The 4,760-nt window shown below is 56.2% G+C and carries 6 protein-coding genes and 1 pseudogene; 4 read left to right on the forward strand and 3 right to left on the reverse strand.

What is annotated here, in order from left to right; translation table 11 throughout:
- On the reverse strand, positions 1-211 hold a 211-nt coding region (locus K288_RS51735; protein ID WP_152535966.1), incomplete at its 3' end, for a transposase.
- On the opposite strand from K288_RS51735, the gene K288_RS55610 reads away from it, so the two are divergent.
- Both K288_RS55610 and K288_RS50040 read left to right on the forward strand, forming a co-directional pair.
- Entirely contained in the window at positions 189-506 is a 318-nt protein-coding gene (locus K288_RS55610) for a tyrosine-type recombinase/integrase (RefSeq protein WP_256378894.1), read from the forward strand. The two genes, K288_RS51735 and K288_RS55610, sit on opposite strands and share 23 nt — an antisense overlap.
- Before the next feature lie 44 nt (positions 507-550).
- The gene (locus K288_RS50040; RefSeq protein ID WP_051335055.1) at positions 551-931 is read left to right on the forward strand and encodes a hypothetical protein; all 381 of its coding nucleotides are present in this window, start codon (positions 551-553) and stop codon (positions 929-931) included.
- 272 nt (positions 932-1,203) lie between these two features.
- Here the strand turns inward: K288_RS50040 and K288_RS53260 are convergent, their stop codons facing one another.
- Positions 1,204-1,614 carry a hypothetical protein gene (locus tag K288_RS53260; protein ID WP_152535967.1) on the reverse strand — a complete coding sequence of 137 codons (411 nt, stop codon included), beginning with the start codon at positions 1,612-1,614 and terminating at the stop codon, positions 1,204-1,206.
- Positions 1,615-1,793: 179 nt separating this feature from the next.
- Here K288_RS53260 and K288_RS0142465 point away from each other — a divergent pair, with 179 nt between their 5' ends.
- Complete coding sequence (locus K288_RS0142465; protein WP_152535968.1) at positions 1,794-2,474, forward strand: hypothetical protein; 681 nt, start codon at positions 1,794-1,796, stop codon at positions 2,472-2,474.
- 130 nt (positions 2,475-2,604) lie between these two features.
- A complete protein-coding gene (locus tag K288_RS53265) occupies positions 2,605-3,534 on the forward strand; it encodes a hypothetical protein (RefSeq protein ID WP_152535969.1) in 930 nt (309 codons plus the stop codon).
- 908 nt (positions 3,535-4,442) lie between these two features.
- On the opposite strand, the pseudogene K288_RS0142475 reads toward K288_RS53265, so the two are convergent.
- Positions 4,443-4,760 (reverse strand): annotated as a pseudogene (locus K288_RS0142475) (IS5/IS1182 family transposase); the annotation flags it as partial.

Raw genomic sequence — 4,760 nt, forward strand, 5'->3', positions numbered from 1 at the left:
GGCCCAAACGCGCCCGGCGCCGCCAGTCGTGCACCTGCTGGGGCCGGCAGCCATGGCGACGGGCGACGTCTGTGACAACCGCCCCCGGCTCGAGGCTTTCCGCGGCAATCTGTGCCTTCAAATCATCCGGCCACCGCTTGCGACCTGCGCCAGCATACACTTCGATACGCGGCGACAACGGTCGTCTTATGTCATCCGAATGGTCGTCCATTGTAAGCACCCTTGCTGAAGATGACTCTTCTAACGGTGCTCTTAAGACCCCGCACAAACAATCCGACGGGCCTCTGCGCTACGCTTACATTCGGCTGGCGTTCGAGCATCTTCGGGTCCGCGCCGGCATGTCGGATTTGCACTTTCACGACTTACGACATGAGGCGATCTCTCGTCTCTTCGAGAAGGGTCTGAACATCGTCGAGGTCAGCGCCATCTCGGGACATCGCGAGCTCAAGATGCTGCAGCGCTACACGCATCTGCGCGCGGTCGATCTGGTCGCGCGCCTTGGGTAGCGCTCCCAACCACTCAATTTACCCGAGCGATAGGAAAAGAGAGAATGCTCAGAACTACACTTACACTCGTCGTCCTAGCTACCATTCCGGTCCGCACTAGCTACGCCCAACAACGCCCGCTGACGGATGCTGAGAAGAAGATCATCACAAGCACGTATGGGAGCCGGCTAAAGGATCCACTATCCGCTCAATATCGATGGCCCAATCTGATCAAGGCTCAGGCCGACGCGCCCGACTACTGCTTCCAAGTCAACGCCAAGAACTCTTACGGTGGTTATGTAGGTTTTCAAACCGTCTTGGGCTCAGTAACGCAGCGGAACGGCACTGTCGTAAGCTATCGCTTCAAAATGGGCGCCGAAAGCAGTTCGATGATGAATGATACAGCAAACGAATTTTGTGCTATCGGCGGCTACAAATTTCAATAGCCTGCCGCCGCAAGCTGCTCTAGGGCTTTGCGACGAGCGAAGTCCTAGAACTATTTTTCCAAGTCCAATCCATTGTGCAATGGCGCCACCAGATCTTTTTCCTGTATCCTTGGCCATTTCTCGGCTGGAGTAAAGAATAGCAGAGCGTAACGGCACGGATGATGTCCTTAGTGGTTCGCCGTTGCTCGTCTTGTGGTCGCGACCGCGTCGCGCCATCACATTTCCGAAGCCATCGCAGATTGCGCGGAGTGATGACACGAAACACCAAATCGCTATACGCCCGACCTTCGAAAAACCTCAAGACGCCGCCAATCTGATTGGCCGGGGAGCCTCGCCTCCCAGAAACGCCATCCGTTAACATTGTTCCCTGTAACTAAAAACGCTGCAGAGGATGGATTGACGGCGCGTTTCCCGTTCACAATTAGAACACCGCCGTCGACGACGCCGCTGTAAGTCTTCCCTTTGTAGCGAGCACGGAATTCCGTCCCTGGCGGAAATCTTACGCCCCGGACATCCCAAACCTTGCCTCTGTTTGCCGCTCGCTGCAGCTCCTCAGGCGAAAGCGGCGGCTTCCATTTGGGCAACTTGAGCAAGTCCCTAAGAACATCGTTGTATGTGTCGCCCTCGGACGCGCGAAGCGCCGTCAAGGCTTTGAAAACATCGAAGTCGATCTCGATCTGCACGAAACATTCTTCCTATAGTGCTATTAGTCCTATGTCATTTTGACCCTAGAAATGCTCAGTTCATTGCCATCCGTCAAGAAGCTACGTGCCTGCTAATAGCGATCTCATTCTTCCTATCTGAGCACGTTCGTTGTCGTATAGATGGATACCCCTCGCAACCAGCTCAGAGGGGATCAATAATGCACTTTTCATCCGTCCGGCACTCCACGGTCATTCAAGCGTCGCCCCGTCAATCATCCAATTCAGATTTGACGGCCAAATGGCTAGCTGAGATGCTTATCCTAGCGCCCGCGATCCATGAAGCGGGGCACGTGTTTGCAGCTCGGGCTCATGGCTTTGAGGTGGCCTGGGTGTCGCTTGACCCAGACTTCCTGATGAACGACCCACTCGCGATCGAGAATGAATGCGCGTCCGGCGATCCGGTTGCGATGGTGATCGCTTCGCCGCGAATCCGGCCGATCCACGAACGGGGTTGCGTCATTTCGCGAGCCGAATGGGATGCCGTCGAGGCGTATGTCCTGGAATGTATGGCAGGACCAATGGCCGAAGCGTCATTCAACCCGCACTTCCAAATCGAGGTTGCGGAAAGGGACAAGCTACAAGCTAATGCGCTACTCTGGAAGGTTACACAACCTTCGAAATTCAAATTTCGATCAAAGGTTAAGCAGGTGCTGCGGAGGGCTGACTGCTTTGTGAAGCAGAACAGAGAAGCAATATTCTACCTGGGCGTGATGATTCACAATCACCGGACCATTTTGGGCTCAGACATCGATCCCGCAATCCGCGAGGCCACCCGGCTGGCCGCCCTGGGAAGATTCGGCGGACGGGCAGAAATCGATATCTGTTTGACGCCCGATTAAGGGGGCGACGGCCGGGTCGCCTGCGGTTCTGAGCCGCTTTTCGAATCAGCCTCTCTTTAATCGGATGCTCGCGGCGATCTTGGTCTTCGCGAGCCCGCCTAATTTGAGCCCCAGTTAAGGACTGCTGTGAATGACCATCGCCAACAATGATAATCTCGCGCTCGAACTAGCCGAGCAGGCGCCTGGCTCGGCTTCCAAAGCAATTCGTCAGGAGCCGTCCACATCGATGGGCAGTAATGACCTAGATATTGGGCGCCCGAATCGAACTATCCGCAGTGAGCGGGATCCGGCGGATGCAGCCATCAGCGCGTCGCCGCAACGGTCCAATCAAGTCACCGCATGCGGCGAAGGGACTCCGACAAACAAAGTCACCCGGCGTCTTCGGCGCTCAGATGTAAAGGACCGACAAATCATTGAAGGGATTCGAAATTCCGTTGTCGTGCAGGCGTCAGATGGCAAGCCCGCTTTAGTAGGCGATCTTCACACTTCAATTCTCACTACCTCATGGGAGCACACTGGTGTCCGAATGAAGCTCACCTTCGCGAACGAAGCGCTGGCCCTCCATGAGGATGACGACAGAGAGACGGGGAGGCGGCCGGTATCCTGGTCGCTCAACCTTGGTCCTGACCGCCTCGAGGAAGCCATGAGCCATCCTAGCGGCTTCGTTGGGTGCTTGAGCCGCTTCATAAACCGAGCGCTGAAGAGCAGACTTGGGCTCGTTCCTTTCTATTGGTTCGTGGTCGACATTGAACGGGAGCGTCTGCATCTTCACGGTGGAATCCTAGCTTCGCCGGATCAGTTCATCCCTCTCGAAGAGGGCATGCGCTATGCCGGTGGCGAGTGGTCCGCGACCCAGCGGAGTGGGGAAAAGCATCAGTTCCACTTCAATCCGGAGCGCTGCGACTATGGCTGGATCCACTACGCGATCGGCAACAAAGCCAAGGTCAGGCGAGTCATCGGCGCCCCTTACCTGTTCATTGGCAAGGCGCTCCGGAAAGAGGCAGGTTGGCTATACGGGAGGTATCGGCAGATTTTGCGCGGCGAATCTGACGATGTCTAATATCCGCGTCCGGTTCCTAGTTCACCCAACCAGCAGGGCAAAACTAGATGACCCATTCTTGCGGGGCTCTCGATATGTTCTGTCACAGATTCCCGTTGGGAGCTGGCGAGAAATGGGCACCTCGTTGACCGCCCCTAGAAGCTGCGGGCAAACGCTTCAGGCAATCTGCATCGATTGCGCGGCTTTGAACGTTTCGCATGGATGGGAGGAGATGCTTTCCGGTCCAAAACACCTGCACGACCCGTTCAGGGCACCAGCGGCCGTCTATACCGATCCTGGAACAACCACGTTGCCGTCGGCGCGCGGGCTAGCGTCCGCTATCGCTGGCGCCGTCGAGCCACTCGACTGGGGTGGCATCTGATGGGCCGTGCTGGTTGTTTTGTTCGGGTCGGGGAAGGAGTGTCTGTAAACGCGCGTTGGCCGGCAATATAGAAGCAGCAGAATCGTCGGACCATTGTGCGTTGCCCTGCGATGTCGATCCTCATCGCCGACTCACTAGCGCTCTGCCTGAGGGGTCTTCCGCGAGCGATCAGGAGTAAGATAGTAGGGATCGATTCGAGCGGAAGTGTTCTGCAGACGGACAGATACGCAGCTCTAATGACAGAATTTCTGGTCATTCTGCACAGAAGTTTTGAGCACTTTGAACGGCTTTCGAGACCAAGAACTGTGCAAACTGACAAGAAAAACGCCGTTACATTTCCATCTTATAGAAACGTAGCAGCACGATTTCCGCTGAAATCCGCGAACTGAACATCGGTTTCGCGCGATTTTTTTTGCGCTCCCGTGCCAAGTAGGGCGAGGAGAGTGCGGATTTTGGGCGATAAGCGGAGCTTGCCGGTCGAAAAAGCCGTCAGAAAATAGGTGCAGATTTTTGGAAGCTGATCAGTCGCCCGTGAAGAAGTCTGATTTCAGCTTGGGACGAGCTGAAATCGGAGGATGAGCCTGACCAGGATTTGGTGCAACAAAAGCTCCAGCCAGCGGATGAGACGGCGGAAGTTGTATCCGGCGGCGGCGAGGACGGCGTTGGCGGCGTCGCCCTTGCGGTACCAGAAGTAGTTGCGCCCCATGCGATGCTCGGATTTGAGATGGCCGATGACCGGCTCGACGGCCGAGCGCCGGCGCAGCTCGCGTTTGATCCTGGGCGTCACGCGCCGCTTCTGGCCTGAGATGAACACCCTGAACTTGTAATCGGGTGGCGCATTGTGACCTCGGTAGCCCTTGTCGGC

This window comes from Bradyrhizobium sp. Ai1a-2 (assembly GCF_000426245.1).
GTDB lineage: Bacteria > Pseudomonadota > Alphaproteobacteria > Rhizobiales > Xanthobacteraceae > Bradyrhizobium.

Coding starts and splice junctions, on each gene's coding strand:
- K288_RS0142465 (WP_152535968.1), top strand. CDS start 1,794: ATGCACTTTTCATCCGTCCGGCACTCCACGGTCATTCAAGCGTCGCCC.
- K288_RS53265 (WP_152535969.1), top strand. CDS start 2,605: ATGACCATCGCCAACAATGATAATCTCGCGCTCGAACTAGCCGAGCAG.
- K288_RS55610 (WP_256378894.1), top strand. CDS start 189: ATGTCATCCGAATGGTCGTCCATTGTAAGCACCCTTGCTGAAGATGAC.
- K288_RS50040 (WP_051335055.1), top strand. CDS start 551: ATGCTCAGAACTACACTTACACTCGTCGTCCTAGCTACCATTCCGGTC.